Consider the following 24879-nt stretch of genomic DNA (forward strand, 5'->3'; position numbering starts at 1 on the left):
AACCGATTCATGAACAAGCTCATCCTCGCCGTGCTGTTGGGCACTGCCGGCATCCTGCCTGCGGTCGCCCAGACTTCCGACGCCGACCACGCGGCGCACCATCCCGCCGCGGCCGCGTCGGCCGCACCGGCTGCCGACCTGACCGATGGAGAGGTGCGGCGCATCGACAAGGCCAATGCCAAGGTCACCCTCAAGCACGGCGAGATCAGGAACCTGGACATGCCGGGCATGACCATGGTGTTCCAGGTCAAGGACGCCGCAATGCTCGACGCCGTCAAGGTGGGCGACAAGGTGCGCTTCCACGTCGAGAAGCAGGGCAGCGCCTTCGTCGTCACGGACCTGCAGCCGGCCCAGTGAGGCTGCCCGGGCTGGACGCCGCTTGGTGTGCCCGGCCACTTCGCGAGTGGTGGCCGACCCATTGACGCGGATCAATCCGGCGAGGGTCGGCTGCCGTAGCATTAAGTTGTCCTTTCAACACGCTTGGCTTTCTCGCAATCTTCCATGCGTCCAGCGTTGCGGCCCCACCTGAACCGCCTCATCGCGCGGCTGATGTGCTGGGTGCTGCTGTTCGGCTGGCTGGCCGGTGCAGCCAACGCCTGCATCCTGCAGATGCCGCTGGCGGCCACGGCGGCGCATGCCGCCGCGCATGAGCACGCGGCTACTGCTGCCGGGCACCACCATCACCACGATGCGGCTACCGGCGCTGCGCATGACGACCACGGGCATGACGACGAGGCGCCGCTCGGACAGCCGGCGTGCAAGAGCCTGTGCGACGCCGAGCAAAGCGCCGTGGTCAAGAACAGCTCGGGCGACACGCCGGGAACCCTTGCTCTGGCCACTGTGGCGACCGGGGCTTGCGTCATCCTGCCCGCCGCCGTGGTGATGCGCGTGCCGCGTCCCGATTCCGGCGCCTTGCCCGCGCCGCCGCCCATCCCCATCGCGTTCCTGCGGCTCACGATCTAGAGCCTCGCCTGCCGTCCGTGCGCCGCAAGCACGCCGCAATGGCCTGCGCTGAGGCGGTCCGGGCGCTGAACCTGGCGCGGCCGTCAGCCGCCGCCGCACCCCGGTTTTCCCACACGTCATTCCACCTGGAGGACCTGCACCATGGCACTTCGCCCCCTCGCTCTTGCCGCCGTCCTGGCCGCGCTGTCGCTCGGCCTGCACGCCCAGACCAATCCCGAGGACCACGCCGCGCACCACCCTGAAGGCGCCTCCGCGCCTGCCTCGGCCGCCCCGGCACTTCGCACACCGCCTGCGGCCACAGTGCCCGGCGCCGGCCCGGCAGGCGCCATGGGCATGCCTGGTCAGCCCGCCGACATGCAGAAGCACGTGCAGGCCATGCGCGAGATGCACGAGAAGATGGCCAAGGCGCGCACCCCCAAGGAGCGTGAGGCGCTGATGGCCGAGCACATGAAGCTCATGCAGGAAGGCATGGCCATGATGGACAACATGAAGAGCATGGGCGGCATGGCGCCCCAGGGCGCCGCCACACCAGCCTCTGCCACGCCCGCGGCACGCATGCAGGCGCTGGAACAGCGCATGGACATGATGCAGTCGATGATGCAGATGATGATGGACCGCATGCCGGCCCCTGCAGCCAAGCCCTGACGCCAGCGGGCGCACGTCTCATGCGAGCAAGAGGCGTGCGGTTGCCAAGGCCTTGACCTTTCCACGATAGGAAGGTCTAAGTTTCACTTGAAGCCGGCTTGTTGAGCCGGTGTCCGAGAAGGAGCCGGAACATGGACACCTCCCATCGCCATGACATGTCTGGCGCCGGCCAGGGCAGCGGCCCGCAGCGCAGGCCCTGGAACGCGGTCATCGTCATGCTGCTGCTCATCGGCGGCTTCTACCTGCTGCGCGAGCACTGGGGCCACGTCGCGGGCCTGTGGCCGTACCTGCTGCTGCTGGGCTGCCCGCTGATGCACTTGTTCGGCCACGGGCATGGCGGACACGGCCATCACCACGGCGGTTCCAACAGCCGCAATGGTTCCTCGCCAGACGGCAAGTGGTGACGCCATGGACGAGCATGTGCACCAACATACCCACGCGGGCCACGGCCCTGTGCCGGGTGCAGGGCAGGGGCATGACCATGAGCACCATCACCACCACGGCGCGCACGCCGCGCTGAAGGACCCGGTGTGCGGCATGGCCGTGACCGAGGCCTCGCCGCACCGCCTGGAGCATGCCGGGCGGCCGTACTGGTTCTGCAGCGCCCGCTGCAAGGACAAGTTCGCCGCCGAGCCGCAGCGCTACGCCGTCGCGGACACCACGCCCGCCGCAGTACCGGCCGCCCCGACACCGGCCGGCACGGTCTACACCTGCCCGATGCACCCGGAAATCCGGCAGGACCATCCCGGCAACTGCCCCAAGTGCGGCATGGCGCTGGAGCCGCTGCTGCCGGACCTTGACGCCGAGGAGCGCAATCCTGAGCTGGAGGACTTCACGCGGCGCTTCTGGTGGACGCTGCCGCTGACGGTGGTCGTGACGCTGCTGGCCATGATCGGCCACCGCATGGGCCTCTTCGGCATGGCCATCCAGAGCTGGATCGAGCTGGCGCTCTCGGCCCCGGTAGTGTTATGGGCGGGCTGGCCCTTCTTCGTGCGCTGGGCGCATTCGCTCGCCAACCGCAGCCCCAACATGTGGACGCTCATTGGTACAGGCACCGGAGCCGCGTTCCTCTACAGCGTAGTGGCCACCGTGGCGCCGCAGGTCTTCCCCAAGTCCTTTTTCGCCATGGGGCGCGTGGCGGTGTACTACGAGGCCGCGGCCGTGATCATTTCGCTGACCCTCCTGGGCCAGATGCTGGAGCTGCGTGCGCGCTCGCAGACCTCGGCCGCGATCAAGTCGCTGCTGGGCCTGGCGCCCAAGACCGCGCGGCGCATCCGCCCCGATGGCGGCGAGGAGGACGTGCCGCTCACGCACGTGCACGTGGGTGACCTGTTGCGCGTGCGCCCCGGCGAGAAGGTGCCGGTGGACGGTGTAGTGGTCGAAGGCGCCAGCGCCGTGGACGAGTCCATGCTCACCGGCGAGCCCGTGCCCGTGAGCAAGCGCGCCGGGGACAAGCTCATCGGCGCCACGCTCAACACCAGCGGGGCGCTGGTGATGCGCTCCGAGCGCGTGGGCGCGCAGACGATGCTGTCGCAGATCGTGCAGATGGTGGCGCAGGCGCAGCGCTCGAAGGCGCCGATGCAGCGCATGGCCGACCAGGTCGCCGGCTGGTTCGTCATGGTGGTGGTAGGCATCGCGCTGCTGACCTTCTTCGCCTGGGGCCTCTTTGGCCCCGAACCGGGCTGGGTGTTCGGCTTCATCAACGCGGTGGCCGTCCTGATCATCGCTTGCCCCTGCGCGTTGGGCTTGGCCACGCCGATGTCGATCATGGTGGCCACCGGCAAGGCCGCCACGCATGGCGTGCTGTTCCGCGACGCCGCAGCCATCGAGCGGCTGCGCGACGTGGACACGCTGATCGTGGACAAGACCGGCACGCTCACTGAAGGGCGTCCCGCCTTCGATCGCGCTGTGCCTGCGCCAGGCTGGGAGGCCGACGAGGTGCTGCACCTGGCCGCCAGCCTGGACCAGGGCAGCGAGCACCCGTTGGCCGACGCGATCGTGGCCGCTGCGCGGCAGCGAGGCCTGGCGCTGGACAAGCCCGAGGAGTTCGAATCGAGCAGCGGCATCGGCGTGCGCGGGCGCGTGGCCGGCCGCGCGCTGGCGCTGGGCAACACCGCGCTGATGCAACAGCTGGGCGTGGCCGTGGAGGCGCTGGTGCCGCAGGCCGAGGCGCTGCGGGCTGAGGGTGCGAGCGTCATGCACCTGGCCGTGGACGGTCAGCTGGCCGGGCTGCTGGCTGTTGCCGACCCGGTCAAGGCCAGCACGCCCGAGGCACTGAAGACGCTGCGCGACGCGGGCTTGCGCGTGGTCATGGCCACTGGCGACGGCGTGACCACCGCGCGTGCCGTGGGCGCGCGCCTGGGCATCGACGAGGTGCACGGCGAAGTGAAACCCGCCGACAAGCTGGCGCTGGTGGACGGCCTGCAGCGGCAGGGCAAGGTGGTGGCAATGGCCGGCGACGGCATCAACGACGCGCCGGCGCTGGCCAAGGCCGATGTGGGCCTGGCCATGGGCACGGGCACCGACGTGGCCATGAACAGTGCCGCCGTCACGCTGGTCAAGGGCGACCTACGCGGCATCGCGCAGGCGCGCGTGATCTCGCAGGCGACGATTGCCAACATGAAGCAGAACCTGGGCTTCGCCTTCGTCTACAACGCGCTGGGCGTGCCGCTGGCGGCCGGTCTGCTTTACCCGTTCACGGGCTGGCTGCTCTCACCCATGATCGCGGCACTCGCCATGAGCCTGAGCTCGGTGTCGGTGGTGGGCAATGCGCTGCGGCTTCGGGGCAGCAAGGTGTGACATGGATCAGCCGCTGCACCTGCGGCACCGCACGGAAGTGCTGGTCGACACCGACGCGCAGCGGCTCTTCGACCATCTCGACGACCCGCGCCGGCTGTCCGCGCACATGGCCAAGCCCTCGGCCATGATGGCCGGCGCCTCAATGGTGCTGACCACGGATGACGGCGGCGGGCGCTCCATCGGCTCGGTCTACCGCCTGTACGGCAAGGTGCTCGGCCTGGAGCTTAACGTGAGCTCACGGGTCGAGGAGCGCGAGCCGCCATGGCGCAAGATCTGGCGCACGGTGGGCGAGCCGCGGCTGCTCGTCGTTGGCCGCTACCGCATGGGCTTCGACATCACGCCGCTGGAGCGCGGCTGCCGGCTGGGCGTCTTCATTGAATACGCCTGGCCCGCTCGCCATCCCTGGTTGGGGCGGCTGTTCGGCGCGGCCTACGCGCGGTGGTGCACCCGGCGCATGGCCTTCGATGCGAAAGCGGCTTTCCCGTGAGAAGGGCGTTGCAGGCGCTGCCTACGGCGTCACAACACCCGTGACCGGATCCTGAACCGCCGCACGGGCGCCTACGCTGGCCAGCACGATGTTCAGCATGGCGCGGTCCACCGTTTCCTTCTCCAGCAGCAGCTTGGCCAGCGCTTCGAGTTGCTCGCGGTGCGTCTGCAGGGTCGCCGTCACGCGCTGCCTTGCCTCGTCCAGCAACTGCCGCACTTCGGCGTCTATGGCCTCGGCGGTGCGCTCGCTGCAGTCGCGCTGCTCCGAGCCTCCCGGCACAGCCAGGAAGGCCGAGCGCGGCCCGGTTTCCCAGGTCGCCAGCCCCAGTGTCTGGCTCATGCCGTACTGCGTGACCATGTGCCGTGCCATGTCGGTGGCGCGCTGCAGGTCGTTGGCCGCACCGGTGGAGATGTCATTGAAAACGAGTTCCTCCGCCACGCGCCCGCCCAGCAGCACGTCGAGCCGGTCCAGCAGCTCGCTCCTGCGCAGCAGGTAGCGGTCTTCCGTGGGCGACTGCTGGGTGTAGCCCAGAGCCGCGATGCCGCGCGGAATGATGGAGATCTTGGCCACCCGGTCGGCCGTGGCCCGGTGCTCGGCCACCAGTGCATGGCCTGCCTCGTGGTACGCCACGAAACGGCGCTCCTCAGGGTTCATGACGCGGTTGCGCTTCTCCAGCCCGGCCACGATGCGGTCCAGCGCCTGCTCGAAGTCACCCATGTCCACCGCATCCTTGCCCAGCTTGGCCGCGCGCAGCGTGGCCTCGTTGACCAGGTTGGCGAGGTCCGCGCCAGCGAAGCCCGGCGTGCGTGCGGCGACGGAGTCCAAGTCCACGCCGGGTGCCAGCTTCACGCTCTTGACGTGCACGTCCAGAATCTGGCGCCGGCCCTTGCGATCGGGCTTGTCGATGGAGACATGCCTGTCGAAGCGTCCCGGGCGCAGCAGCGCCGGGTCCAGGATCTCGGGCCGGTTGGTGGCGGCCATGATGATGACGCCGTGGTTGCCGTCGAAGCCGTCCATCTCCACCAGCAGCTGGTTGAGTGTCTGTTCGTGCTCCTCGTGCCCGCCGGTCATGCCGCCCATGCCGCGCGCCTTGCCCAAGGCATCGAGCTCGTCGATGAAGACGATGCACGGCGCCTTGGCCGCGGCCTGCTCGAACAGGTCGCGCACGCGCGCCGCACCCACGCCCACGAACATCTCCACGAACTCCGAGCCGCTGAGCGAGAGGAAGGGCACGCCGGCCTCGCCCGCCACCGCCTTGGCCAGCAGCGTCTTGCCCGTGCCCGGCGCACCCACGATCAGCACGCCCTTGGGGATCTTGCCGCCCAGGCGCTTGTAGCGGTCCGGGCTCTGGAGGAACTCCACCACCTCCATCAACTCCTCGCGCGCCTCGTCGATGCCCGCGACGTCCTTGAACGTCACGCCGGTTTCCTGCTGCATGTAGACCTTGGCCTTGCTCTTGCCGATGGACATGAGCCCGCCCGCGCCGCCGGCGCCGCCCATGCGCTTCATCAGCAGCCACCAGATCCCGAAGAACACCAGCGCGGGCGCCACCCAGGACAGCAGCATCGCGAACAGCTTGCTTTCACGCACGCTGCCGTAGCGCACCTTGGCCGCGTCGAGCGCGGGCACCAGGCCGGGATCGTCGATCAGGACGGTGGCGAAGCGGTGCTCGCCGCCTGCCTCCTTGAGCCGATCCACCTTTTCCTTGGGCAGCACCTGCTCCAGGCCGTCCGTCTTGAGCGTGCCTGTGGCCATGCCGTCGGCAATCACGAGGTCTTGCAACTGCCCGCCGGCCACGGCCTGCTTGAACTCGCTGTAGCTCAGCGTGAGCGTGTGGCCCTGGCCGAGGTAGTCCTGCAGCAGGGTGATGAGGAAGATCGCTCCGAAAACGTACCAGAGCGAAAAGGCTTGTTTCTTGTCCATTGAAGGCATGCCGGGTTCTTGTTGGCTCGAGGGTGGTAGCAACCTGCACCCTTGGCGGGCTGGCCAGGAGCAGGTAGTCGTGGTGCTTGCGGGACTTGGGCGCCTTCAGCAGCAGCCGCCGTGGCCGCCGTGCCGGTGCGCGGTGCTTGGCCCATGCCGGCCGGCGCCCCCGCGCAGGTAGCGCTCGGGGTCGGACTGGAAGCACTCCAGCGTCTCACGCGAGGCAAAGCGATAGATCCGCCCACCGTGCTGGACCGACAAAGTGCCGCCGGGTGCCACGGGTTCACCACTGACCGGGTCGGTGGACGACCAATCGACCTCAGGGCTGGTTCGCTGACGCTTGCGGGCTGCCGTGGCGAAGCCAAGCCGAATGCCTGCACGTCGCAGCAGGAACACGAGAGCGCCCAGCGCCAGCAAGGCGACGAGCCAGTTGTCAGTGAGCCATTGCATGGCGTTTTCCTTTTTGAGATGGGCAAGGCAGTCAGTTCACTCATGGCACCGATTCAAGGTTGCGTCCTTGCGAGCCGGTTCGGGTACTGACTCAGATGCAGGCACACCACGATGCTGAGCAAGGCGGCAAAGAAGCACCAGAACCCACTGCCACCACGGCGCCCAAGGCCTTGCGCCGGGTAGCTGTGCGCTCCAGCAGCCAAGCAGCCACGGGGACGTAAATGGGCCACAGCACGTGGGAGAACAGCGAATACAGCATCGCGGCTCCCGTGTTGATTCGTTCCAGCGCTGAATCAAAGGTGAACCACACGACGGCCTCAGTCAGCTGCTGGATGGCGAACAGCAGCGGTATCGATGCGTAGGCAAATTCCGAGCGATGCCGAACCATGCGCAGCGCCATCACGCCGGTACCGGTGAGGAATGTGCCGGCGGCAAGACTTGCGTTCGCCGAAAAACACATGTCACCCCACCCGCACAGCGCAGTGCCCACATCCGGTGCTTGCGCTCATGGCCGGGGCCTGTCGTCGTCCGGGCCGTCGTACTCACAGGCGCGCGTGTTCAGGTACAACAGCAGCACGCACACGCCCACCAGCGCGTGCAGCACCCAGCCCAGGAGGTGAGCGCGGTGTTCGCTCCAGAGTAGGAACAGCGCGATGCTCATGAAGGCGGCAAAGATCCAGCGGCTCCAGGAATGGAAGGAATGCCGCTGGAGCGGAGCTTTCGACTTGTCCATGAAAGTGCCTCCCGTGGTGCGAAGAATCAGGAAAATCGGCTGGCGTGGGAGTCATGAGGCATGCGCGTGTATTCGCCTCACGCATGGTGGTGGGAATCGGCGTCGGAGCGCGGATGGCCCAGGCGCGGGAAGAAGCGCGGCGTGCGTGCCGCGTAGCGTGCCCACTCGCTGCCGAAGGCCCGCTCGGACTCGCGCTCCTCGGCCAGCGACAGGCGCACGTACATGAACACCAGGATGGGGAACATGGTGAGCGTCAGGATCGTGGGCCACTGCAGCAGGAAGCCGAACATGATCAGCACGAAGGCGGCGTACTGCGGATGGCGCACCCGGGCGTAGGGCCCCGACGCGGCCAGCGTGCCGCGGCGCTGGTTGGCCCACAGCACCCGCCAGGCCGCCGACAGCAGCCAGAAGCCGCCGCCGATGAAGACGGTGCTGAGCACGTGGAACGGTCCCCAGTGCGGGTTGGCACGCCAGCCGAACATCACCTCCAGCAGGTGCCCGGCATCGTGCGACAGGAAGTCCACGCCGGGGAAGTGCGAGCCCAGCCACCCGGAGAGCAGGTAGATGGTCAGCGGGTAGCCGTACATCTCGGCAAAGAGCGCCACCAGGAATGCCGAGAACGCGCTGAACGAGCGCCAGTCGCGCTGACTTTGCGGCTTGGCGAAGCTGAAGGCGAAGATGATGAAGACCAGCGAGTTCACCACCACCAGGCCCCACAGGCCGTAGGAAGGCTCGGAAGAATGGTCCATGAGCTTGCTTTCGAAGAGGTACTGCGGTTGAGGCGGCATGGATGAAGCGTCAACCAAACCGTCGAATTGCATGCGCCCGGCACCGTAAGGACGGCCGGCAGGGACACGCAGGCATGCGGACGATCGCGGGCGGCCTGTGCCGCCACGCACCCGCGCACTACAAGGCCAGGCGCAGGAAAGCGATCGGTATGGGAGGCGCACCCGGGCTATCGGGTGGCGAGGCAGACGGGCGCGCCCGCACGGTCAGCGGCGCGGGCATCACCAGGGAGATGAGGAAAGCAGGTAGCCAGGCCAGGCTGGTCGCGTCGAGCGTGGGCTGCCAAGCCTTGGCAGCCACGGCCAGCGCGTCGCAGAAGTCCAAGCAGTTGGCCTTGGCGGCGTCCTTGCCACCGTCGCGGTCATGGTCGTCGCCATGATGGTGATGGCCGGACACGCTAGCGTGCTCCACGATGGCGCCGTCAGCCACGGCGGGCAGCCGCACGGCACAGGCGTTGGCCACGCTCATCACGATGCCGAAGAGCCACGCTGACAGCACCAGGGCTGTCCAGCGGCGCAGCTGTTGGCGGTGAAGACGCATGGTGTCGAAGGCGCGAGCGAGACCTGTTTGCAGCCAGGATAGGCACCGAGCCCCACGTCCGTTTGACGTGGATCAACCCGCAGCCGCTCCCACGGGCGGCGATCTCCGAGGCCGTCTAACGGTGAACCGCCCAGGCAGGCAGCGGCTTCGCTGTCCCGCTTGATCTGCTTGGGGCATGGGCACGGCAGCCGCCGCCTACCATGTCCGGCTCCTCGAAGAACCCACAACGACCGGACCCTCCCAATGCACGACACCCTGCCGATCCTCATCGACCATTGGAAGGCGGACCCGCACAGCACCTACAACACCTGGTTCCTCTGGGAGGAGCGGCTCAAAAACTTCCGCTCCATCCGCCGCGGCATCGGCCAAGTTGTGCGCGAGATCGATGCCGGCACCTTCGGCAACGCCTACCGCGACTCGGCGCTGGAGACGGTGGTCCGGTCGGTGGCCGAGCAGCGCCAGCTCTTCAAGGGTGCGGACCATGCCTTCCTGTGGAAGCCCAAGCTGCGCATCCCTGACATTTACGAGAACGCTGCCAACCAGCGCGCCTTCGCCCGGCTGCTGCACAGCTGCGACTGCTGCGACACGGCCGAAGCGGTCATCGAGGCCATCCAGCGCATCGACGCGCTGCAGATCAAGGGCCTGGGGCCGGCGGTGGCCAATCTGCTGTACTTCATCCATCCCACCCTGGTGATGCCCTTCAACACGGCGATGGTCAGGGGCTACAACGCCGTGACGGGCGGCAACGTCAAGCTCGGCCGCTGGGACCACTACCTTTCGATGCGCGAGGGCGCGATCCGGCTCAACCAGGCCCACCGCGCGCAGCTCTCCAACGACCTGGGCGCCGTCGCCGGGCTGCTGTTCGACATTGGCAGTGGCCGCTACGCCGCGCCTCCACGCGAGGACGACGCGGCGGCGCTGCAGGCCTGGGAAGCCGACTTGCAGAAGGTGCGCGAGGAATCGGCGGCGGCCCAGAAGGCGTGGGCTGCGGAGAAGGACAACGACACGACGCACACGCAGGTCCAGGGCTGGCTGCGCGACCTGGGCCACGCGCTAGGCTTCAAGGTTTGGATCGCGGCCAACGACCGCAGCCGCGAGTACGCGGGCGGCCGTCTCTCGGACGGGTGCCTGGCGGAATTTCCGCCCACGGCCGGCACGGGGCTGGACGCGGTGCGGCTCATCGACGTGGTGTGGATAGACCCGGGCAGTGCCAAGGTCGCAGCCGCGTTCGAGGTCGAGCATTCGACGTCGATTTACTCCGGCATCGTGCGCATGCTCGACCTGGCGCTGGGCACCGAGATCGGCGAGGGCAGCGTGCTGTTCCTGGTCGCACCCGACAACCGGCGCGAGGACGTGCGCCAGCAGTTGCAGCGCCCGGCCTTCTCGCGCGTGTCGTCGCTCGGCATCCGCTACCTGCCCTATGGCGAGCTGCAGAAGAACCTGGAGCCGATGCGGCGCTTCGGCTCCGGCATGAAGCCGCTGCTGGAGATCTCGCAGCGGCTGTAAGCGCAGATCTCGGGCTTTCAGTGGCAGCCGCAACCGCAGCCGCGGGCAGGCGACTTCGCCGGGGTGGCTTCAACCGGCGCGTAGCCGGCCTCGGCAAGCGCCCGTACTAGCGCCTGGGGCTCGAGCGCGCTTTGAACCCGGACCTTCTTGTCGGCCAAGGTGATATCGACCTGGGCTGCCGGATCGACGGCCTTGAGGGCTTGAGTGATGGCGCCGACGCAGTGGCCACAGCTCATCTCGGGGACGGTGAACTCGATCATGGTGACTTTCCTTGCTGATGGGTGGCTGATGTACGGCAGCTTCTTCCTTCCCATCGTGGGAAGGTCAACACCTGCCATTCCAATTCGCTTCCACCGGCAAGGGCATGGGCCGTGGAACCTTGACCTTGCCATCGTGGCAAGCTTCATGCTGAAAGGCGACTTGCTTGCGCATCGCCCAACGCTGCGCCAAGCCGATGCTTTCAAGGACAAGCTTTTCACCAGGAGACCGCCATGCCTGCCGCCACCATCGAGACACCCAGCCTGAACATCGGCGAGGCCGCCGCGCGCTCCGGTGTCTCGGCCAAGATGGTGCGGCATTACGAATCGCTTGGGCTGCTGCCTGCGGCAAAGCGCACGGCATCGGGCTACCGCCAATACGGTGAAAAGGACGTGCACATGCTGCGCTTCATTCGCCGGTCGCGCGACCTGGGCTTTGGCATGGCCGAGATCGCCGAGCTCCTCAAGCTCTGGCAGGACCGCCGGCGCAGCAGCGCCTCGGTCAAGCGCATCGCGCTGGAACACGTGGCGGACCTGGAGCGGCGCATTGCCGAGATGACGGCGATGAAGCAGACGCTGCAGCGGCTGGCTTCGTGCTGCCACGGCGACGAGCGTCCAGACTGCCCCATCCTGGACGACCTTGGGCAGCACGGCCACTAGAGGCTCCCCAGCGGCCATGTGTGCGACGGCCGCCTTGCCCGGCTGTTACACGCTTGAGGCCCGTCAATTCCGGACGGCGCGCCGCGCATAGACTCCCGGCATGTTCCTGACCGTCCGTCACCGTCGCAGCCTGGCCGCCTGGCTGGCTGCGTTTGTGCTGCTCGTGCAGCTGGTGACGGCCGCCTATGCCTGTCCGCAGGCCCAGGCCTCCACCGAGGCCATGCCCGCCGATGCCATGCTCATGCATGACTGCGACGGCGACATGCACGCCACGATGGATCCCAACCAGCCGCAGCTGTGCAAGGCGCACTGCGAGCAGGGCACGGCGTCAGTGACGCCGCAGCCCAGCCCCGAGCCCGGGACGGCTCTGGCCGCGCTGCCGGTGCTGCTGTGGGTGGTGCCGGCCCTGGCCATGCCGCCATCGGTGGCCGCCCGCTCGCGCCCGCCCACGGACGGCGCCCCGCGCGGCTCGCCGCCGCTCTACCTCTCGCACCTCTCCCTTCGGAATTGAGCTGACGGGCTGCTCCCGGGTGGTACGCCGCATCGGCGTGCGCGCCGGGTTCCTGTCCTTGCTTCTGGTTGCTGGATTTCCGAAGGTCCGCCATGCCTTTCTCCTTCCCGGGTGTGCGCTTTGCGCAACCCGCTCCTGCCGCGCCACGGCAGCTCCGTTTGCGCCGTCTGGTCGCCAGCTGCGCCCTGGCGCTTGCCGCCGTCCACGCTCCCGCTGCCTTCGCTACCCTGGGCTTCGCCGAGGCGGTGGATCTCGCGCGCCAAGCCTCGCCGGCGCTGCGCGCGCAGGAGGCCGCCGTCGCCGGCGCGCAAGCGGCCGAGCCCGCGGCCGCGGCGCTGCCGGACCCGCGCCTGTCGGTGGGCGTCGACAACCTGCCCGTCACGGGCATGGACCGCTGGAAGCTCACGCGCGACTTCATGACCATGCAGCGCGTGGGCGTCATGCAGGAAGTGCCCAACCGCGCCAAGCGCGAGGCCCGCTCCCAGCTGGCGCAAGCCCGCACCGAGCGCGAGCGCAGCCTGGCCGCCGTGGCGGAACTACAGACCCGGCGCGAGACGATGCGCGCCTGGCTCGCGGTGCACTACGCCGAACAGCGGTTGGGACTGCTGGAGGATTTCCGGCGCGAGAACCGGCTGCTGCTGCAGACCCTGCCCGCGCGCGTCGCCGCGGGCGGCGCCCAACCGGCGGAAATGACCATGGCGAGGCAGGAAGCGCTGGCGCTCGACGACCGCCAGGACGAGTTCCAGCGCGACGTGGCCAAGGCCCGCGCCACGCTGCGCCGCTTGGTGGGGCCGCGCGCCGACGAGCCGCTGGCCGGCGAGGCGCCCGCGCTGGAAGTGCGCACCCAAGCCGTGCGCGAGGCGCTGCACCGCCACGTCGAGCTGCAGCCTTTCGAGGCGATGGCTGCCATGGCCCGCGCCGAGATCGGCGAAGCGGAGAGTGAAAAGCGCGGCGACTGGGCCTGGGAAGTGGCCTATGCCCGCCGCCCGCGCTATGACGACATGGTGTCCTTCCAGGTGAGCATCGACTTGCCGCTGCGGCAGGGCCAGCGCCAGGAGCCGCAGGTCGCGGGCAAGCGCCGCGAGCTCGAACGCGTCGAAGCCGAGCGCGAGGACACGGCCCGCCGCCACGGCGAGGAGGTCGAGATGCAGTTGGCCGAGCTGCAGGCGCTGGACGCGCAGGCGCAGCGGCTGCGTACGGACGGCCAGCGCCTGGCCGCCGAGCGCGTATCACTGGCCACCAGCGCCTACCAGGGCGGCCGCGGCGACCTGGGCGCGGTGCTCGCCGCCCGCGCCGCGGCGCTGGAGCTGCGGCTGCGTGCCCTGGGCCTGGACGCCGAGCGTGCGGATTTACGCGTGCGCCTCACCACCCTGACCGCCGAGTGAGCACCATGAACACCCAACCCAAGAAGATCGCCCTGGCCGTCGTGCTGCTTGCTGCCGGCATGGCCGCCGGCTGGGGGCTGGCCACTTGGCGCGCGCCCTCGCACACCGGCACCGACGCCGCCGCCGCGGCGGCGCCTGCCGCTTCCGCCGAGCGCCAGGTCCTGTACTGGTACGACCCGATGAAGCCGGACATGAAGTTCGACAAGCCGGGCAAGTCGCCCTACATGGACATGCCGCTGCAGCCCAAGTACGCCGACGAGGCCGGCGGCGGGGCCGCGGCTGGCGGCGTGGCGGTGTCGCCGCAGGCCGTGCAGGCGCTGGGCCTGCGCGTGGCCACGGCCGAAAAGCAAACGCTGGCCACGACGGTGGATGCCGTCGGCACGGTGCAGCTCAACGAACGCGACGTAAGCATCGTGCAGGCGCGGGCCAACGGCTTCGTCGAGCGGGTCTACGCCCGCGCCCCGGGCGACGTGATAGCCGCCGGCGCGCCGCTGGCCGATGTGCTGCACCCGGAATGGCTGGCCGCCCAGCAGGAATACCTGGCCGTACGGGCCACGGGTGACGCCGCGCTCACCGCCGCGGCACGCCAGCGCCTGGTGCTGCTGGGCATACCTGCGGGCCTGGTCGAACGTGTCGAGCGCGAGAACCGTCCCGTGGCAACGACCACCATCACCACGCCCGGCGGTGGCCTCATTGCCGAGCTGATGGTGCGCCAAGGCATGACCGTGGCGCCGGGCATGACGCTGGCACGCATCAACGGCCTCTCTACTGTCTGGGTCGAGGCTGCCCTGCCGGAGGTGCAGGCATCCAGCGTCGTGATCGGCCAGCCGGCCAGCGTGCGCCTGGCGGCCGCACCGGGCGAGGCGCTGCGCGGCAAGGTGCTGGCCGTGCTGGCCGAAGCCAACGCCGAGACCCGCACGCTGCGGGTGCGCATCGAGCTGCCCAATCCGGGCCAGCGCCTGCGCGCGGGCATGTTTGCCCAGGTGCAGCTGCAGGGCGGCGCGCAGGGCGAAGCCGTGACGGTGCCGGCCGAGGCCGTGATCCGTACCGGGCGCCGCGCGCTGGTGTACGTGGTGGACGCGCCCGGGCGCTACCGGCCGGTGGAAGTGGAGCTGGGGCCCGAGGTGGGTGAGCGCATCGCCGTGCGCCGTGGCATTGAAGCCGGCCAGCAGGTGGTGGCTTCCGGCCAGTTCCTCATCGACTCCGAAGCCAGCCTGCGCGGCATCGTGGCGCAAGCTGCGGCCGGCACGGCGCCGGCGCCGGCTGCGCTAGCGGCGCCACCCGGCCATGAAGGCGCGCACGGCGCGGCTCCGATGGCCGCGGCGACGCCCAAGGCCACCCAGCCCGCAGCCGCTGCGCCCAGCTACGAGACCCGTGGCAAGGTGGTGGAGGTGGACGGCAACACCATCACGCTGGACCACCAGGCCGTGCCGGCGCTGAAGTGGCCGCCCATGACCATGCCCTTCAAGCTGGAGCGGCCCGGCTTGGCCCGCGGCCTCAAGGGCGAGGATCCGGTGCGCTTCAGCTTCCGCATGCAGGGTGACGAGGCGGTCGTCACCGCCATTGCGCGGGACGGCGCCGCGCCGGCCAAGCCGGCCGCGGCACCAGTGCCGGCACAGGACGCGCACGCCGGCCACGATTCCCACGCCGGCCACGGCACGGGGAGCGAACGATGATCGCCAGGCTCATCTGCTGGTCGGTCGGCAACCGCTTCCTGGTCCTGCTGGCCACCCTGTTTCTCGCTGCCGCCGGTATCTGGGGCCTGCGCACGACGCCGGTGGACGCGCTGCCCGATCTCTCGGACGTGCAGGTCATCATCCGCACCACGCTGCCGGGCCAGGCGCCGCAGATCGTGGAGAACCAGGTGACGTACCCGCTGGCCACCACGATGCTGTCGGTGCCCGGTGCGCGCACCGTGCGCGGCTACTCCTTCTTCGGCGACAGCTTCGTCTACGTGCTGTTCGAGGACGGCACGGACCTGTACTGGGCCCGCTCGCGAGTGCTGGAGTACCTCAACCAGGTGCAGGGCCGCCTGCCCGCCGGTGCCAAGACCGCGCTGGGCCCGGACGCCACGGGCGTGGGCTGGGTGTTCCAGTACGCGCTGGTGGATCGCAGTGGCCACAACGACCTGTCGCAGCTGCGCGCGCTGCAGGACTGGTTCCTCAAGTACGAGCTCAAGAGCCTGCCCGGCGTGGCCGAGGTCGCCACCGTAGGCGGCATGGTCAAGCAGTACCAGGTGGTGCTGGACCCGGTGAAGCTGGCGGCCTACGGCATCACGCAGGCCCAGGTGCGCGAAGCCCTCATGGCGGGCAACCAGGAAAACGGCGGCTCGGTGCTGGAGCTGGCCGAGGCCGAGTACATGGTGCGCACCAGCGGCTACCTCAAGTCGCTCGACGACTTCCGCAACATCCCGCTGGCCGCGCGCGCCGGCGTGCCGGTGAAGCTGGGCGACGTGGCCACGCTGCAGATCGGCCCCGAGATGCGCCGCGGCATCGCCGAGCTCGACGGCCAGGGGGAGGTCACGGGCGGCATCGTGATCCTGCGCTCGGGCAAGAACGCGCAGGAGACCATCCACGCCGTCAAGGCCAAGCTCGCCGAGCTGCAAGGCAGCCTGCCCCAGGGCGTCGAGGTCATCACGACCTACGACCGCAGCGCGCTCATCGAGCGCGCTGTTCTCAACCTCAGGGACAAGCTCGTCGAGGAGTTCATCGTCGTGGCGCTGGTGTGCGCGGTGTTCCTGTGGCACCTGCGCTCGGCGCTGGTGGCCATCATCGCGCTGCCGCTCGGCGTGATGGCCGCGTTCCTCGTGATGCGCTGGCAGGGCATCAACGCCAACATCATGTCGCTGGGCGGCATCGCCATCGCCATCGGCGCCATGGTGGACGCGGCCGTGGTGATGATCGAGAACGCGCACAAGAAGCTCGAAGCCTGGCAGCACGCGCACCCGGGGCAGCAACTGGAAGGCGATGAGCGCTGGAACGTCATCACCAGCGCCGCGGAGGAGGTCGGGCCAGCGCTGTTCTTCTCGTTGTTGATCATCACGCTGTCCTTCATCCCGGTCTTCACGCTGGAAGCTCAGGAGGGCCGGCTCTTCGGCCCGCTGGCCTACACCAAGACCTACGCCATGGCGGCGGCCGCGGGCCTGTCGGTGACGCTCATTCCCGTCCTCATGGGCCTGTGGATTCGCGGCCGCATCCCGGACGAGCAGAAGAACCCGATCACGCGCGTGCTCATCGCGGTGTACCGCCCGGCGCTGGAGTGGGTGCTGCACCGGCCGCGCACGACGCTGGCCCTGGCGGTGCTGGTCTTCGCCAGCACGCTGTGGCCGCTGTCGCGCCTGGGCGGCGAGTTCCTGCCGCGCATCGACGAGGGCGACCTGCTCTACATGCCCTCGGCCTTGCCGGGGCTCTCGGCGCAAAAGGCCGCCGAGCTGCTGCAGGTCACCAACCGCATGATCCGCACGGTGCCGGAGGTGGAGCTGGTCTTCGGCAAGGCCGGCCGCGCCGAGACGGCCACCGACCCGGCGCAGTTGGAGATGTTTGAGACCACCATCAAGCTCAAGCCCCGCGAGCAGTGGCGCGCCGGCATGACGCCGGAAAGGCTCATCGAGGAGCTCGACCGCACGGTGCAGGTGCCCGGCCTAGCGAACATCTGGGTGCCGCCCATCCGCAACCGGCTGGACATGCTGGCCACCGGCATCAAGAGCCCCATCGGCGTGAAGGTCACCGGCGGCAACCTCGCGGCCATCGACCGCGTGGCGCTGGACGTCGAGCGCATCGCCAAGGGCGTGCCCGGCGTCTCTTCGGCCCTGGCCGAGCGGCTTACCGGCGGGCGCTACATCGACGTGCAGATCGACCGCGCCGCCGCCGCGCGGCTGAACCTGAGCATCGCCGACGTGCAGGCGGTGGTGGCCGGCGCCATCGGCGGCGAGAACGTGGCCGAGACCGTGGAGGGGCTGGCGCGCTTTCCGATCAACCTGCGCTACCCGCGCGAGTGGCGCGACTCGCCCGCGCGCCTGGCAAGCCTGCCCATCCTCACGCCCATGGGGCAGCAGATCACGCTGGGCACAGTGGCGAAGATCCAGGTGACCGACGGGCCCCCGCTGCTCAAGAGCGAGAACGCGCGCCCCTCGGGCTGGGTCTACGTGGACGTGCGCGGGCGTGACCTGGCGGCGGTGGCCAACGACCTGCGCACGGCGGTCACCAAGGAGGTGAAGCTGGAACCGGGCATGAGCCTGGCGTACTCGGGCCAGTTCGAGTACCTGGAGCGTGCCAACGCGCGGCTCAAGGTCGTGGTGCCGGCGACGCTCCTGATCATCTTTGTGCTGCTCTATCTCACCTTCAAGCGCTTCGACGAGGCGCTGCTCATCATGGCCACGCTGCCGTTCGCGCTCACGGGCGGCATCTGGTTCCTGTGGACCTTGGGCTACAACATGTCCATCGCCGCGGGCGTGGGCTTCATCGCCCTCGCGGGCGTCGCGGCCGAGTTCGGCGTGGTCATGCTGCTGTACCTCAAGCATGCGCTGCAGGACCGCGCGGACCGTGGCCTGGCGCCCAGCCGCGACGTGGTGCTGGACGCCATCCGTGAAGGCGCCGTGTTGCGCGTGCGCCCCAAGGCCATGACGGTGGCCGTGATCCTGGCGGGCCTGGTGCCCATCGTCTGGGCCACGGGCACGGGCTCCGAGGTCATGAGCCGCATCGCCGCACCCATGCTCGGCGGCATGGTCACGGCGCCGCTGCTGTCGCTTTTCGTCGTGCCAGCGGCCTACGTGCTCATGCGCGCCCGCAAGCCGCGAGGCGCGGCGCGGGCCCAGCCCGCCTGACGCGCGCGCCGTGGTGTTTCGACCCACGCTGGAAACCGGGCTGCTGCGCGCCCTGACGCGGCACGCGCAGCGCCACAGCTTCCCGCTGGTAGTCGCCGCAATGGCAACGGCAGCCACGCTGTCGATGAGCGTGCCGTTCGCGTCGATCCTGGTGGCGGCCGTGTTGCTCGCACCCGGACGCTGGTTCATGCTGGCGCTAGGCGGTAGCGTGGGATCGGCCTTGGGCGCGGCGCTGCTGTACCTGGTGTTTCACCACCTGGGCTGGGCGCGCTTCTTCGACAGCTACCCGGAGGTCGTGCGCTCGGCGGCGTGGGCGGACGCGACCCGGTGGCTCGGCACCTACGGGACGCCAGCGCTGCTACTGATCTCGGCACTGCCCCTGCCGCTGACGCCCGCGCTCATGTTCGCCGCCATCTCGCGGCTGCCGGTGGCCGAGGTCATCGTGGCGTTGTGGGCCGGCAAGCTGTTGAAGTACGTGGTCTATGCTTGGCTCGCAGCGGCGTTCCCCTCGACAAGGCTGCGCACCCGGCAGCGCCAGCTTGACGCCCTGGGCGCGGCGCTCACCCATGCGACGTCGGAGCGCGATGCGCGCAAGGCTCCGTATGGGAACGAGCAGCCTGCTTCAAGAAGGTGAGCATGCAATTGAAACTGACCCGCATCATTTTTGCAGCCGCGGCACTGTGCACGGCGGTCATCGCGGTGCAGGCCGCTGAGCCTGCGCCGGTCAGCCCTGCAAAGGAATCGGCGGCTGCGCCGGCCACGTTCAGGGGGATTGGCAAGCTATTGGACGTCGATGTCCCTAACCGGCTCGTCACGGTGGACCACGACGACATGCCAAGCTTGGGCATGCCGGCGATGACCATGGATTTTCCGGTGGCCATCTCGGTTGATATGACCGTCGTCAGGGCAGGGGAGACGGTGAGCTTCGTGCTGACGTTGATTGATGGAATATTGACCGTGACCGAGTTGCGATTGCTTGACAGCCCATAGAGCGAAAAACGATCGATTGCGGCAGACTTATTAACCTGGCAATAAGAGACCCGACCGCCTAATTTGTACTCATGGACAAGCCCGACGGTCGCAAACTTTCCGAGGAATCGCTGCAGTTACTGCGTCGTCAGGCGCACCGGTTGCGACAGGCGCACAAGACGTGGGACGAGATCGCAGCCATCGTGGGGCTACACCGCTCCACGGTCATGAGTTGGGTGAACCGCTACCGACTCAATGAGCAGCAGCCCGCAGACGTGGCTTCGACGCGCCGCGGCCGGCTGCTGGGCGACAAGCGCACACTCGGGCTCGAAGACGAGCGACGGCTGCGCGAGCAGATCGTGGGCGGCAGCCCGGCGCGGTTGGGACTGCCCTATGCGCTGTGGAGCCGCAAGGCCGTGCAGGAGGCCATCAAGCTCGACTTTGGTATTGACATGCCTGTCCGCACGGTAGGCGAGTACTTGAGGCGCTGGGGCTTCACGCCGCAGCGCCCAGCCAAGCGGGCGCTGGAGCAGCGACCCGAGCAAGTTCGGCAATGGCTGGAGGTTGAGTATCCAACCATTGTGCGGCGTGCCAAGGTCGAAAGGGCCCTGGTGCATTGGGCGGATGAGACGGCCGTGCGCCAGGATACGGCCTGGCTGCGCGGCTATGCACCCAAAGGCCACACGCCCGTGATCGAGCACGCTGCACGGCGCCCTACGCCCGGCATCACGATGATCTCGGCGCTTACCAACCAGGGCCTGCTGCGCTTTGGCTTTCATGATGGCGCCATCAACGCCGAGCGCTTCATCGACTTTATGGCCGATGTGGTGCACGACTCGCCGGCCAAAGTGTTTCTCATCGTGGACAACCTGGCCGTGCACCGCGCCGAAAAAGTACGGCAGTGGGCGCAGGCCAGGAAGGACGACATCGAGCTGTTCTACCTGCCACCGCATTCGCCGCAGATGAACCCCGACGAACTCGTCAACCGTGACCTCAAGACTGAACTGCGCATGCGCCCTGGCAGCAGCGACCGTAGCACTCTCAAGCGCATTGCCCTGCGTTTCATGGAGGCGCTGAGCGACATGCCACAGCGTGTCAGGGGCTATTTCGAAGACGAGCAGGCCGTGTACGCCAGCTCACGGGCCACGTACTCTTTTTAATTGCCGGGTTGATAATGCGCCTGCTGCCAATTTCTTATTGTGCGACAAGCACTTGTAAAACGTTGTACGACGACTGTTGTGGTGACTGTCAGCAGCGACGCGAGTTATTGAATCCGTTGTTTTTTGGGATCGAAGCGCACCAAAATGGACCGAAAGTCTGACAACCTCTGGTACGTTGGGAAAAGCGAGTCGATACTTAGTTGGTCATGCTGCATTTGGCTTGCGGCATTTTTGTTTGACGAACCAATCTCCAAATGGGATAGGTTCCAATTGAAGGTATTGCAACCAAAAGTCAGGTTGCCAATAAAATTGATATGCCAAAGAATAGTATTGCTGCGGTTGTAAGGGTTGTTTGCCAATCACTCAGTTGAATTTTTTACCCGCTTGCTTAACGCTAACCTTTTCAAACAAGAACCCCATGACTGCAATTGCACTCCCTTGAACTCCTATTAAAAATACACTCCACTGCCCCAACTCTTGAAGAGTTGCGTTTGCTTGAATCTTGTCAAAACAATTAATATTTCCTGTGACATATTTAAATATATTATAATAATCAGAATTCAATAGCGACAAAGCCAGTACAGCAAGCCTAATTATATGATGGCAATCCATATTGCTGACAGCTGAATTTTGATGACTATCTAAGCATCCTGCCATGATAGTTCATTGGCTGCCTGATTTTTATAATGAAGCACCTTCGCAAGACCGATCCGCTTTAAGACAGGTCGATGGCTCAAGCTAAAAAACACAAAAGGGAATGGCCGGGATTCACGCGCACCCGTCTGCAATTGAATGCTCCGGTCGGGCCGGTGCACCAGTCTGTAGCAGACGTAGCAACTGCTTCCTGGTCCAGCGGCCGTTGTGGTGCCATGTTTCACCTTGCGACCCAGGCGCGCGCCGCGCGGCGGGCCGTGAAGGAGAGCAACAATGAGATGTTCTGCCGTATGGCTGGCTATGGCCGCGTTGACCTCGTGGAGCGGAGTGGGCCACGCGATCCTGCTGGTGGACAAGCCGCCAGTGGTGGACAAACTGGCCGGCGGCCCTGAAAACCGGTCTGACGGGCAAAATTTCCTGGTCCACTTGGACTTGGCTCAGGACAGCCGCCTGACACGCTTCGATCTTTACACCTCCCCATTTCTCGGCGAGCCGGGCAGCGCGGTGACGATAAAAATCCGAAGGGATTTTCAAGGCCAGCCGGGGCGGAATAATTGGCATGAATTCCAGGACCAAATAGATCGTGCGGTCGATGAATCGACCGAAATTCGCCGGGCGGAAATCGATCTTAATCCGGTATTCCTGCGCGCGGGTAATTACTGGATTGGGGTGTCTGGAACAAACCAGGACATCGGATGGCTCTCCATCGCTGCGGAGGGCCCGGCCGCGCAAGGGGTGCGCCAGTTGGACCGAAACCATATTCAAGGCACGCCCGGATTCTTCGACCTCACCTACCGGCTCCATGGCGTTCCGACACAGGTTCCCGAACCCCCCGCCTGGCTGCTGGCGACTTTTGCGCTGATTTTCGTGGGCCCGGTATGGCGTCGCCGACAAGCGGGCCGCGACGATGCTTGTCGGTAGCCTTTGACCTGAATCCGTGAATTGACCAGCTACCATCCAAGTCACGGATTCAGGTCTGAAAATTGATATTTGGCCAGCCACAAATTAGAACCTATCCCATTTGGCCGAGTCTAAGAAGTCAGTACTGCGCCGGAGAGCGGTATGGGACTCGTAACGAAGGACGACGGTTGGCAGCAATACCTTAAAAGTGATTTGGCTTCCGTATTCTAGGATGCCTTCAATTTGTCAATTAACACCTGACTTCATTGCTACCTAAAATCGAGCGGCGAGCACATTTCCAGGCTGAACTGAGGATATATTCAGTTGAAATACTCAGACGCTGCTGACAATTAAAAAGTTACCTTGTTTGTGAATGCCATGCTCTGGATGCATTTCACATAATGCTCCGATGCCCAATTTCAGGCTGGAAATGTCTGGCCGGGCAATATCCAAACCCTCGACGCAATCGGCCCACGCTCGCCGCGGCTGTATTCGGGGTTCTCGGATTTTCGGTGCATTTTGGTGCGCCTGAGTGAAAAAAGTTTGTGAAGTCAACGTTTTGCGTTGCTTGCAGTGGCTACCTCAATGATAGTCGTACAACGTTTTGCAAGTGCTTGTCGTGAAAGAAGAAATCGGGGTCAAGCGCACCAAAATGCATCGAAAGTCCGACACCCCCGAGGTCACCCTGCTTCATGACTAGGATGTCGCTCAGCACGCTTGCCGCGCCTTTACGCAGAGAGTATCTAAATAGGTCTTTTATCAAGATTGCTATCCACTGCAGCAGTGTTTGTATTTCTTGCCTGAATTGCATGGGCATTTCTCATTTCGACCAACTTTGGTATACAGTGAGTGCTCTTTAATATTTTTAAAGTGATTCAAAAAATTTACTGTTGGCAGATTGGTGAAGTTCTGAAGCAAAATTCCCGGGTCATTTTGTATTGGGTGATTTTTCGACCTTATTTTTTTCGAAATATTCATTATATTGTTATAAATTTCGCGACTTTTCGTCATCCGGTTAAGACATGGGCGACCATTTTGATCAAAATATTGAAGGACAAGAAAGGCGTTTTCAAAAGTTTTATGGTCAAGCGCAAACCCTGCAAGCTCGTTTCTGATCTTTGTTATCAGACTTGGTGAGATACTTAAGCACTCCTGTGATAATTTGCCTTCGCCTTTTTCACGTTCATAACACTCTTGAATTAATGCTGCGGCGATAAGCAAGTGTTTAAATTCGCGACTGGAATAAAAGTAATGCTTAGCAAGTTCCACTCTTGCTTTGCTGCTTGTCTCTGGGTAATGTAAGCATTGCTCATATAGTTTTTCCGCGTCAGAGAAGTTTTTGCCATTAATCATATTCGATCTAATAAGATTGGCCATGGTTAACAGTGCTTCCGGGAAATTCTGCTTTACAGCCTTTTGAAGCCAAGAAAAAGCTGTTGAATTTTGTTCAGTAGACAGCCCATCGTCCCATAAATGTACAAAAAAATTATACTGACCTTGCGGGTAACCAGCTTCAGCAGATTTTTTGGTGCATTCGAGTGCCGCAATCTCATCCTTTGGACCACCCCAGCCATGCTTGTACATATAACCCAGTTGAGCCAATGCCATAGGATTGTCATCGGATGCGGCCAGCTCAAAATATTTACGTGCCTCAACTAAGTCTTTCTCAAATATTTTTGAACCATACAAATGGTAGGCTCCCATCTGATTTTGAGCTTCGACATGCCCTTTTTGAGCGGCTTTGTATATAAGACCCTCTCCCAAGCTAATTTTTTCTTCGCCAGCAAAGCATTGAGCCAGAAGTTGACCATATTCATAAGTCGAAGGCATGTGCTGAGCAGAGGAGCCGTGGTTTAGCCATAAAATGGCTTGTTCTCGAAGCGCTTGATTAGATAGCATTTGATCTATTGTTTCAGTGTAATCGTTCGCGTCAATTGCCGGGGCATGCTCTTTGATTTTTGAGAGCAACCACTTGCCTGCTATATAGCAAGATTCGGGATCTCGTTCAACCGCAGCTTGATATATTATGCCTTGAATGTTGATTAGTTTTAGATTTGAATTTTCGACTTTAGCGAGAATCTGATTTGGATAGTGGCGTCGGAAACATATTTCAAGTAGACGTTGTGCTGCACTCAACGACTCGTGCGCCAGTTCCCCCAACTGTTGTGGCGCCAAAACAAATTTCTCAGGGTGAACACCTTTGTTCCCATTAATTCTTAAGGTCTCCAGCAGGTTTTCAATGGATGTATTTATGACGCCGCGCTGTAGCAAGTATTCAATCTTACGGCCAAGATCGCGGGCAGCAGACGCAGGCAACGAGATGCCTTTAGCCAATGAATCGCAGATTAAATGTGCACAAGCTCGTAGTTGCGACAAAGCGTGGGCAGGAACGGCTTCGATGTGGGTAAGGGCTTCACGGTAATGACGGCCTATTTGAGGAGAGAGGGCATCGGCTAAATCAGTGTCGAGCATGGGATAAGAATGAGGATTCTTGATGCGCTAGGGAAACGCTGATCAATTCAAGTTGTCGATCGCCGGACCACTGCGGATCAACAGCTTGCAACGCGCTCAGCGAGAAAAAGCGAATTGTTCAGCACATCCCTAGTGTCGCTTATGCCAATGAAACAACTCTTTGTGTCAAAGCAGTATTCAACGTATGCGGCGTCCAACTCCGGGCTATTGGCGCTCGAGATGTTGAAGTCCGTTAATCGTGGGAGTGGAAAGAATGT

The 24879-nt window shown here is 65.0% G+C and carries 26 protein-coding genes; 17 read left to right on the plus strand and 9 right to left on the minus strand.

Going from position 1 to position 24879, the window contains the following annotated elements; genetic code table 11:
* Positions 1–9 precede the first annotated feature (9 nt).
* From SM757_RS03500 to SM757_RS03525, 6 genes are all read left to right on the plus strand, one after another.
* Positions 10–357: a copper-binding protein gene (locus tag SM757_RS03500; RefSeq protein ID WP_322464389.1), complete on the plus strand. Its 348-nt coding sequence runs from the start codon at positions 10–12 to the stop codon at positions 355–357.
* 144 nt (positions 358–501) lie between these two features.
* Positions 502–963 (plus strand): hypothetical protein, encoded by a 462-nt coding sequence (locus SM757_RS03505; protein WP_322464390.1) that lies wholly within the window; start codon positions 502–504, stop codon positions 961–963.
* A gap of 141 nt (positions 964–1104) precedes the next feature.
* Complete coding sequence (locus SM757_RS03510; RefSeq protein WP_322464391.1) at positions 1105–1608, plus strand: hypothetical protein; 504 nt, start codon at positions 1105–1107, stop codon at positions 1606–1608.
* A gap of 131 nt (positions 1609–1739) precedes the next feature.
* On the plus strand, positions 1740–2012 hold the full coding sequence (locus SM757_RS03515) for a DUF2933 domain-containing protein (protein WP_322464392.1): 273 nt from the start codon (positions 1740–1742) through the stop codon (positions 2010–2012).
* A 4-nt stretch (positions 2013–2016) separates the two neighbouring features.
* The gene (locus SM757_RS03520; RefSeq protein WP_407655735.1) at positions 2017–4407 is read left to right on the plus strand and encodes a heavy metal translocating P-type ATPase; all 2391 of its coding nucleotides are present in this window, start codon (positions 2017–2019) and stop codon (positions 4405–4407) included.
* A 1-nt stretch (position 4408) separates the two neighbouring features.
* The gene (locus SM757_RS03525) at positions 4409–4894 is read left to right on the plus strand and encodes an SRPBCC family protein (protein ID WP_322464393.1); all 486 of its coding nucleotides are present in this window, start codon (positions 4409–4411) and stop codon (positions 4892–4894) included.
* 21 nt (positions 4895–4915) lie between these two features.
* Here SM757_RS03525 and ftsH read toward each other — a convergent pair whose 3' ends face one another.
* The 6 genes from ftsH to SM757_RS03555 all read right to left on the minus strand — a co-directional run bounded on the left by ftsH (position 4916) and on the right by SM757_RS03555 (position 9326).
* Positions 4916–6817, minus strand: a complete 1902-nt coding sequence (ftsH, locus tag SM757_RS03530; protein WP_322464394.1) for an ATP-dependent zinc metalloprotease FtsH — start codon at positions 6815–6817, stop codon at positions 4916–4918.
* 105 nt (positions 6818–6922) lie between these two features.
* Positions 6923–7267, minus strand: a complete 345-nt coding sequence (locus tag SM757_RS03535) for a hypothetical protein (RefSeq protein ID WP_322464395.1) — start codon at positions 7265–7267, stop codon at positions 6923–6925.
* A 91-nt stretch (positions 7268–7358) separates the two neighbouring features.
* Positions 7359–7727 (minus strand): DUF6629 family protein, encoded by a 369-nt coding sequence (locus SM757_RS03540; RefSeq protein ID WP_322464396.1) that lies wholly within the window; start codon positions 7725–7727, stop codon positions 7359–7361.
* 45 nt (positions 7728–7772) lie between these two features.
* Positions 7773–8000 (minus strand): hypothetical protein, encoded by a 228-nt coding sequence (locus SM757_RS03545; protein ID WP_322464397.1) that lies wholly within the window; start codon positions 7998–8000, stop codon positions 7773–7775.
* 77 nt (positions 8001–8077) lie between these two features.
* Positions 8078–8749 carry a methyltransferase family protein gene (locus tag SM757_RS03550; protein WP_322464479.1) on the minus strand — a complete coding sequence of 224 codons (672 nt, stop codon included), beginning with the start codon at positions 8747–8749 and terminating at the stop codon, positions 8078–8080.
* 157 nt (positions 8750–8906) lie between these two features.
* Positions 8907–9326 (minus strand): hypothetical protein, encoded by a 420-nt coding sequence (locus SM757_RS03555; RefSeq protein ID WP_322464398.1) that lies wholly within the window; start codon positions 9324–9326, stop codon positions 8907–8909.
* Between the two features lie 243 nt (positions 9327–9569).
* Here SM757_RS03555 and SM757_RS03560 point away from each other — a divergent pair, with 243 nt between their 5' ends.
* Entirely contained in the window at positions 9570–10832 is a 1263-nt protein-coding gene (locus tag SM757_RS03560) for a type II restriction endonuclease (protein ID WP_322464399.1), read from the plus strand.
* Between the two features lie 17 nt (positions 10833–10849).
* On the opposite strand, the gene SM757_RS03565 is transcribed toward SM757_RS03560, so the two are convergent.
* Positions 10850–11092 carry a heavy-metal-associated domain-containing protein gene (locus tag SM757_RS03565; protein ID WP_322464400.1) on the minus strand — a complete coding sequence of 81 codons (243 nt, stop codon included), beginning with the start codon at positions 11090–11092 and terminating at the stop codon, positions 10850–10852.
* Here SM757_RS03565 and SM757_RS03570 point away from each other — a divergent pair.
* The 9 genes from SM757_RS03570 (at position 11091) to SM757_RS03610 (ending at position 20596) form a co-directional block, all read left to right on the plus strand.
* Positions 11091–11357 carry a hypothetical protein gene (locus SM757_RS03570; protein WP_322464401.1) on the plus strand — a complete coding sequence of 89 codons (267 nt, stop codon included), beginning with the start codon at positions 11091–11093 and terminating at the stop codon, positions 11355–11357. The genes SM757_RS03565 and SM757_RS03570 overlap by 2 nt on opposite strands.
* Positions 11324–11749 carry a Cu(I)-responsive transcriptional regulator gene (cueR, locus tag SM757_RS03575; RefSeq protein ID WP_322464402.1) on the plus strand — a complete coding sequence of 142 codons (426 nt, stop codon included), beginning with the start codon at positions 11324–11326 and terminating at the stop codon, positions 11747–11749. The genes SM757_RS03570 and cueR overlap by 34 nt, the downstream gene beginning before the upstream one ends.
* Before the next feature lie 100 nt (positions 11750–11849).
* Positions 11850–12260: a hypothetical protein gene (locus SM757_RS03580; protein WP_322464403.1), complete on the plus strand. Its 411-nt coding sequence runs from the start codon at positions 11850–11852 to the stop codon at positions 12258–12260.
* A gap of 158 nt (positions 12261–12418) precedes the next feature.
* Entirely contained in the window at positions 12419–13645 is a 1227-nt protein-coding gene (locus SM757_RS03585) for a TolC family protein (protein ID WP_322464404.1), read from the plus strand.
* Between the two features lie 5 nt (positions 13646–13650).
* On the plus strand, positions 13651–15321 hold the full coding sequence (locus tag SM757_RS03590; RefSeq protein WP_322464405.1) for an efflux RND transporter periplasmic adaptor subunit: 1671 nt from the start codon (positions 13651–13653) through the stop codon (positions 15319–15321).
* Complete coding sequence (locus tag SM757_RS03595; protein ID WP_322464406.1) at positions 15318–18467, plus strand: efflux RND transporter permease subunit; 3150 nt, start codon at positions 15318–15320, stop codon at positions 18465–18467. The genes SM757_RS03590 and SM757_RS03595 overlap by 4 nt, the downstream gene beginning before the upstream one ends.
* A gap of 10 nt (positions 18468–18477) precedes the next feature.
* Positions 18478–19101 (plus strand): YqaA family protein, encoded by a 624-nt coding sequence (locus SM757_RS03600; RefSeq protein WP_322464407.1) that lies wholly within the window; start codon positions 18478–18480, stop codon positions 19099–19101.
* Positions 19102–19103: 2 nt separating this feature from the next.
* Positions 19104–19457 carry a copper-binding protein gene (locus SM757_RS03605; RefSeq protein WP_322464408.1) on the plus strand — a complete coding sequence of 118 codons (354 nt, stop codon included), beginning with the start codon at positions 19104–19106 and terminating at the stop codon, positions 19455–19457.
* Between the two features lie 71 nt (positions 19458–19528).
* Positions 19529–20596, plus strand: a complete 1068-nt coding sequence (locus SM757_RS03610) for an IS630 family transposase (protein WP_322464409.1) — start codon at positions 19529–19531, stop codon at positions 20594–20596.
* Between the two features lie 363 nt (positions 20597–20959).
* On the opposite strand, the gene SM757_RS03615 is transcribed toward SM757_RS03610, so the two are convergent.
* Positions 20960–21253: a hypothetical protein gene (locus SM757_RS03615; RefSeq protein WP_322464410.1), complete on the minus strand. Its 294-nt coding sequence runs from the start codon at positions 21251–21253 to the stop codon at positions 20960–20962.
* Positions 21254–21523: 270 nt separating this feature from the next.
* On the opposite strand from SM757_RS03615, the gene SM757_RS03620 reads away from it, so the two are divergent.
* Complete coding sequence (locus SM757_RS03620; protein WP_322464411.1) at positions 21524–22171, plus strand: hypothetical protein; 648 nt, start codon at positions 21524–21526, stop codon at positions 22169–22171.
* Between the two features lie 747 nt (positions 22172–22918).
* Here SM757_RS03620 and SM757_RS03625 read toward each other — a convergent pair.
* On the minus strand, positions 22919–24622 hold the full coding sequence (locus tag SM757_RS03625; RefSeq protein ID WP_322464412.1) for an SEC-C metal-binding domain-containing protein: 1704 nt from the start codon (positions 24620–24622) through the stop codon (positions 22919–22921).
* Between the last annotated feature and the right edge of the window lie 257 nt (positions 24623–24879).

Source organism: Azohydromonas lata (assembly GCF_034427735.1).
Taxonomy (GTDB): Bacteria; Pseudomonadota; Gammaproteobacteria; order Burkholderiales; family Burkholderiaceae_C; genus Azohydromonas; species Azohydromonas lata.

What these genes read in the sequence shown, in the direction of transcription:
- SM757_RS03545 (WP_322464397.1), bottom strand. Translation starts at nt 8,000, where the DNA reads ATGGACAAGTCGAAAGCTCCGCTCCAGCGGCATTCCTTCCATTCCTGG.
- SM757_RS03560 (WP_322464399.1), top strand. Translation starts at nt 9,570, where the DNA reads ATGCACGACACCCTGCCGATCCTCATCGACCATTGGAAGGCGGACCCG.
- SM757_RS03505 (WP_322464390.1), top strand. Translation starts at nt 502, where the DNA reads ATGCGTCCAGCGTTGCGGCCCCACCTGAACCGCCTCATCGCGCGGCTG.
- SM757_RS03570 (WP_322464401.1), top strand. Translation starts at nt 11,091, where the DNA reads ATGGTGACTTTCCTTGCTGATGGGTGGCTGATGTACGGCAGCTTCTTC.
- SM757_RS03620 (WP_322464411.1), top strand. Translation starts at nt 21,524, where the DNA reads ATGAGATGTTCTGCCGTATGGCTGGCTATGGCCGCGTTGACCTCGTGG.
- SM757_RS03525 (WP_322464393.1), top strand. Translation starts at nt 4,409, where the DNA reads ATGGATCAGCCGCTGCACCTGCGGCACCGCACGGAAGTGCTGGTCGAC.
- SM757_RS03520 (WP_407655735.1), top strand. Translation starts at nt 2,017, where the DNA reads ATGGACGAGCATGTGCACCAACATACCCACGCGGGCCACGGCCCTGTG.
- SM757_RS03605 (WP_322464408.1), top strand. Translation starts at nt 19,104, where the DNA reads ATGCAATTGAAACTGACCCGCATCATTTTTGCAGCCGCGGCACTGTGC.
- SM757_RS03500 (WP_322464389.1), top strand. Translation starts at nt 10, where the DNA reads ATGAACAAGCTCATCCTCGCCGTGCTGTTGGGCACTGCCGGCATCCTG.
- SM757_RS03610 (WP_322464409.1), top strand. Translation starts at nt 19,529, where the DNA reads ATGGACAAGCCCGACGGTCGCAAACTTTCCGAGGAATCGCTGCAGTTA.
- SM757_RS03595 (WP_322464406.1), top strand. Translation starts at nt 15,318, where the DNA reads ATGATCGCCAGGCTCATCTGCTGGTCGGTCGGCAACCGCTTCCTGGTC.
- SM757_RS03550 (WP_322464479.1), bottom strand. Translation starts at nt 8,749, where the DNA reads ATGGACCATTCTTCCGAGCCTTCCTACGGCCTGTGGGGCCTGGTGGTG.
- ftsH (WP_322464394.1), bottom strand. Translation starts at nt 6,817, where the DNA reads ATGGACAAGAAACAAGCCTTTTCGCTCTGGTACGTTTTCGGAGCGATC.
- SM757_RS03515 (WP_322464392.1), top strand. Translation starts at nt 1,740, where the DNA reads ATGGACACCTCCCATCGCCATGACATGTCTGGCGCCGGCCAGGGCAGC.
- SM757_RS03625 (WP_322464412.1), bottom strand. Translation starts at nt 24,622, where the DNA reads ATGCTCGACACTGATTTAGCCGATGCCCTCTCTCCTCAAATAGGCCGT.
- SM757_RS03510 (WP_322464391.1), top strand. Translation starts at nt 1,105, where the DNA reads ATGGCACTTCGCCCCCTCGCTCTTGCCGCCGTCCTGGCCGCGCTGTCG.
- SM757_RS03555 (WP_322464398.1), bottom strand. Translation starts at nt 9,326, where the DNA reads ATGCGTCTTCACCGCCAACAGCTGCGCCGCTGGACAGCCCTGGTGCTG.
- SM757_RS03535 (WP_322464395.1), bottom strand. Translation starts at nt 7,267, where the DNA reads ATGCAATGGCTCACTGACAACTGGCTCGTCGCCTTGCTGGCGCTGGGC.
- cueR (WP_322464402.1), top strand. Translation starts at nt 11,324, where the DNA reads ATGCCTGCCGCCACCATCGAGACACCCAGCCTGAACATCGGCGAGGCC.
- SM757_RS03580 (WP_322464403.1), top strand. Translation starts at nt 11,850, where the DNA reads ATGTTCCTGACCGTCCGTCACCGTCGCAGCCTGGCCGCCTGGCTGGCT.
- SM757_RS03590 (WP_322464405.1), top strand. Translation starts at nt 13,651, where the DNA reads ATGAACACCCAACCCAAGAAGATCGCCCTGGCCGTCGTGCTGCTTGCT.
- SM757_RS03615 (WP_322464410.1), bottom strand. Translation starts at nt 21,253, where the DNA reads ATGGCAGGATGCTTAGATAGTCATCAAAATTCAGCTGTCAGCAATATG.
- SM757_RS03565 (WP_322464400.1), bottom strand. Translation starts at nt 11,092, where the DNA reads ATGATCGAGTTCACCGTCCCCGAGATGAGCTGTGGCCACTGCGTCGGC.
- SM757_RS03540 (WP_322464396.1), bottom strand. Translation starts at nt 7,727, where the DNA reads ATGTGTTTTTCGGCGAACGCAAGTCTTGCCGCCGGCACATTCCTCACC.